Origin of the sequence: Silvanigrella sp. (assembly GCF_044369315.1) — a bacterium.
Classification (GTDB): Bacteria; Bdellovibrionota_B; Oligoflexia; order Silvanigrellales; family Silvanigrellaceae; genus Silvanigrella.
In genome coordinates this window covers 1-4,920 of the sequence record NZ_JBIPMD010000235.1, presented here as the reverse complement: position 1 = coordinate 4,920, position 4,920 = coordinate 1, and the positions used below count along the sequence as shown (strand labels likewise).

The 4,920-nt window shown below is 24.9% G+C and carries 3 protein-coding genes; 2 read left to right on the top strand and 1 reads right to left on the bottom strand.

The window, feature by feature from the left end:
* Nucleotides 1-252 precede the first annotated feature (252 nt).
* Both ACIQ56_RS14390 and ACIQ56_RS14385 read left to right on the top strand, forming a co-directional pair.
* Nucleotides 253-2,157, top strand: coding sequence for a site-specific DNA-methyltransferase (locus ACIQ56_RS14390; RefSeq protein ID WP_397601739.1), 1,905 nt, complete (start codon nt 253-255; stop codon nt 2,155-2,157).
* A 12-nt stretch (nt 2,158-2,169) separates the two neighbouring features.
* On the top strand, nt 2,170-4,698 hold the full coding sequence (locus tag ACIQ56_RS14385; RefSeq protein ID WP_397601738.1) for a DEAD/DEAH box helicase family protein: 2,529 nt from the start codon (nt 2,170-2,172) through the stop codon (nt 4,696-4,698).
* 10 nt (nt 4,699-4,708) lie between these two features.
* On the opposite strand, the gene ACIQ56_RS14380 is transcribed toward ACIQ56_RS14385, so the two are convergent.
* Nucleotides 4,709-4,920 (bottom strand): hypothetical protein (locus ACIQ56_RS14380; protein WP_397601737.1); only part of this gene is annotated, 212 nt, incomplete at its 5' end.

Genomic DNA, 4,920 nt, shown 5'->3' with positions numbered 1-4,920 from the left:
CCCTTGCTTGAATTCGCTTGTATACCTTCTTTTGGTTAACACCATTTCAACACCTCTTTCCTATAAGTTTTTTTCGGATCTGGGTGTCTACTTTCTTAGGGGAGGATCAGTATGTATTTAAAACATATTTAACTGATTTTAAAATTTTATTTTGTTGATATAACTTTAAAATCAGATAAAGTTAGGAAAAGAGCTAAAACTAATCTAAATTAGAAAATGCTCTTAAATAATGAAATGAAAAAGGATCTTATTATGGAAGATAATAATGAAAAAATAAGAGTTCAAAGTTTAAATTTCATTGAAGAAAAAAAGAAAAAATTAAAAGAAATTTTTCCAGAAATTTTTTCAGATGGGAATCTGAATTTATCAAAATTAACAGAACTGTATCAAAATAAAAGCAATGAAGAAAATGAAATGAATCATGAGCATTATGGTTTATTTTGGCCTGGTAAAAAAAAGGCAAAACAAAATGCGAGAACTCAAACTCAAGGGACATTATCTCCTTTAAATGGGAAGGGTGCTAATATTGAAAATACAAAAAATATTTTTATTGAAGGCGAAAATTTAGAAGTTTTAAAATTATTACAAAAATCTTATGCAAATAAAATTAAACTTATTTATATTGATCCTCCTTATAATACTGGAAATGATTTCATTTACCATGATAAATATTCCGAAGGAAAAAATGATTACTATAAAAAAACGAAACAAGCTGATGAAAATGGGCAATTATTGACATCAAATCCTATGGCAAGTGGTCGTTTTCATTCAAACTGGTTGTCTATGATGTACCCAAGATTAGAGCTTGCTCGAAATTTGTTATGTGATGATGGAGTTATTTTTATTTCTATTGATGACAATGAAATACATAATTTAAGACATTTAATGGATGAAATATTTGGCCAAGGAAACTTTTGTGGAGTGATTAAAAGAAGAGCTGCAAGAAAATCTACATTTTTATCAAAAACAATGTCAGACTTATGTGATTATTTAGTTATTTATTCAAAAGGGGAATTGTCCGAAATATTAAGTGTAGAGCAAGTTTCTGACGGCACAAGACCTGTTTTTAATGAAGGCAATAAATTAACAAATAGAACACTATATAAAGGTATACTAGCTAAATGTGAAGATGGTATTTATAAAGCAGGTGAGTATTCTATCCGTTCCCTAAAATTTGAATTATTAAATGAACTCATTATTAAAAATGGTATCTTACAAAATGATGTTGAAGTGAGAGGACCCTGGAGAGTTAATCAACAAATTATAAATAAATCTATTTTTATTACCAAACATTTTGGGTTTAGAAGAAAAGTATTAGAAGAAGAGCTTGAAAAAAAGAAGGTCTTAAGTGATTTATTAGATAACTCAGATTGTTATAATGAAAAAGGGAGTGAAGAACTTTCTTCCTTGTTTGAAAATGAAAAATGTGTTTTTGATAATACTAAACCAATTGGTCTTATGCAGTATATATTTAAGGCATGTAATCTTAAAGAAAATGATTATGTATTAGATTTTTTTGCGGGCTCAGGAACAACACTTCATTCTGTCTTATTTGAAAATTCTATTAAAGATTTTTCAATAAATTGTATTACAATTCAAATTCCTTTTAAAATTAAGGATTCAAATAGCAAATATGAAACAATTTCTGAAATCACAATAGAAAGAATAAATAAAGCAATTCAAAAAATTACAAGTCACTCTGAATTTCCAAAAATTAAAAATTCAGATTTAGGATTTAAATGTTTTTCTTTAAAAGAAACAAATTTTAAAAATTTTGAAAATAAACAAGTAAAATCTATAAATGATTTAGAAAATTTATTTTTTAATTATCAAGAAATACTAAAAAATAATAGTATTGATGAAGATATTATTTGGGAAATTATATTACAAGAAGGATTTCCATTACATAGTAAAATTAAAAAAGAAATGAAAATTATAAATAATATTTTTTATAGGATACGTTCCGAGTGGTGTAATCATGAACTTCTTATTTGCATTGATGATAAAATTCATTATGAAACGGAATATGAGCTCTTAAATTTGCAGATATCAGAGATGGATAATAAATTTATTTTAATTTTCAAAGATATAGCACTTTATAAAAGAGACGATATGAAAATCCGACTATCTGATAAATTTAAGATAAAAACTCTATAAAGGGTGTAAAATTTGACAAAAGAAATTAAATTAAAATTTGACTCCGACCTTCCTCATCAAATAAACGCTATTTCCGCAGTTGTTGATGTTTTTAATCAAATAGAAAATAATGAGACGCTATATGGAAATGAAAATAAGAATGATATATTTTCTAATTATCCATTAAATTTAAATTTGAACGATGAAGTTTTAAGAAAAAATATAATCGAAGTTCAAATTCGAAACGGAATTTCTTCCGTATCAAATGAAGTTTTTTATGATGAAGGTAAACTTTTAGAAGAGCTATCTCCTAATTTAAATGATGCACATCGTTGTCCTCATTTTACTGTTGAAATGGAAACAGGAACAGGTAAAACTTACGTTTATTTAAGAACAATTTATGAATTAAAACAAAAAAATAATTTCAAAAAATTTATAATTGTTGTTCCTAGCATTGCTATTTATGAAGGTGTTATTCAATCTTTTTTTGCAATGGAAGGCCATTTTAAATATTTATACAATAATGAAATTTTAACTTTGTATCCTTATGATGGTATGAATAAACAAAATGAGATTAAAAATTTTTCATTAAATTCAAATGGAATAGATGTTTTGTTAATTTCTTTAGATTCCTTTAATAAAGTGAATTATAATAATTTGTTTAAAGATGGTTATATTTTTGGCCGGGAAGAGCTGCCATATCAATTCATTCAGAATACAAGACCCATTATTATTTTGGATGAGCCTCAAACTAAATTTGGAACAGAAAAAAATAGCCAAGCAATTCGTTCTTTAAAACCTTTATTTGTTTTAAGGTATAGTGCAACTCATAAAAATTTTCCAAATTTGCTTTTTAAATTATCTCCTTTTGAATCGTATCATAATAAATTGGTAAAAAAAATAGAAGTTATTGGTTTAGAAAATAATACTAAATATAATGGATCTTTAGTATTGAAAGAAGTGAAAAGGGTAAATAATAAAATAACAGCATCTATCTTATGCTGGACTGTTTTAAAAAATGGAGAAAAAAAAGATGCAGAAATTTTATTAAATCAAGGTGATGATCTTTATTTAAAATCTAATTATTACGATTATAAAGATTATAATTATATAGTAAAAGAAATATATATTGAAGAAAATAAAGAATATATATTATTTGAAAATGGAGAAAAGTTATTTAAAAATAATATTAAATTATCATCTTTAGAAGATCTTTTTCGATCTCAAATTAGACAAACCATATGGACACATATAGAGAAACAAAATAAATTATATCATAGAGGTATAAAAGTTTTATCTTTGTTTTTTGTCGATAAAGTTTCAAATTATGTCAAAGAAAATAATAAAAATGGAATGATTAAAGATATTTTTGAAGAAGAATATGAATGTTTAAAAAACATGTCTTCTTTTTTTACTGATTTAAAGGTTAGGGATATCCAAGCAGCCTATTTTGCAAAAAGACAAATAAAAAACTCTGAAGAATATATAGAATTAAATGAAGAAAAATGGAGTAAAGAGCAGAGACTTGCTTCTAAAAGAGCTTTTGAATTGATTATGAAAGATAAGTCAAGTTTGCTTTCTTTCTCAAGCCCTGTTTCTTTTATTTTTGCTCATTCAGCTCTTAAAGAGGGGTGGGATAATCCAAATGTTTTTCAAATTTGTACTTTAAATCAAACAAAGTCAACCATAAAAAAAAGACAGGAGATTGGAAGAGGGCTGCGTTTATGTATTGATCAAACAGGAAAAAGAATTATAAAAGAAGATCCCTATTTTGAGTTAGCTAATCGACTGACCATAGTTGCAAACGAAAATTATGAAAAATATGCGGATACGCTTCAAAATGAGTATCAAGAAGAAGGTTTTACTTTTTTAACGAAAACCTTAATACATAATGATAAAGATAAAAAAAATAAAGTTCATGATAAATTAAATGAAAAGAATTTGGATTTAACAGTGGATCAAAATCAAATTCAGAATAAATTCCATTTTAATAATAATATGGAAATTTTTATTCAAAAATGTATAGCTAAATTAAATTTAACTCATTTTCCTGATGATTGTTTTCCAAGTTCGAGAGGAGTTATCTCTTATCAAAATTACTATATTTATTTACATGAATTTGAACATGATTTTGTTAAAATAAAAATAGTTAAAAATATAAATGATAAAAAACCTTTTTTTGTGATATTAAAAATAGGCGAAAGTCTTTCGAAATATTTAAATGATCAAAATTTATTTGATTATAATTTAACAAATATTTATATTGATAATAATATTCAAAAATCATTTATTTTATTTGAAAATGGAAAAAAATTAACTTATACAAGTTTTTTAGAATTTAATTCTTTATCATCTATTTTAGAAGAAGAAAATAGAGTTACAGCTAAAATTTCTCCTCCCTATATCAATTTGCTTCAAAAAGTTTCTGATGTTACAAATTTAACAAGGCATAGTATTTTTGATATTTTTAAAGGTTTAACTGAAGATAGAAAAATGATCTTTTTAAAAAATCCAGATAAATTTATAAATATTTTTATTTCTAAGATTTTGAGTTTATATTAAATTATTAAATTTAAATCGTTTTCTCTATTTTTGGAATTTTAGGAAAATGATATTTTTCACGTAATATTTCCCAGGAAACATGGTTCCCCGTTGGCCATCCTATTAAAGATGCTAATGCCGCATCAATTTTTAGAACAACGGCTAATACACCAACATGAATTTGAGTAAATGCGGATTTAACAGTTAAAAGATCTTTTTTAACAGTCTCATCAGACCAGGTTT

Coding starts and splice junctions, on each gene's coding strand:
- ACIQ56_RS14390 (WP_397601739.1), top strand. CDS start 253: ATGGAAGATAATAATGAAAAAATAAGAGTTCAAAGTTTAAATTTCATT.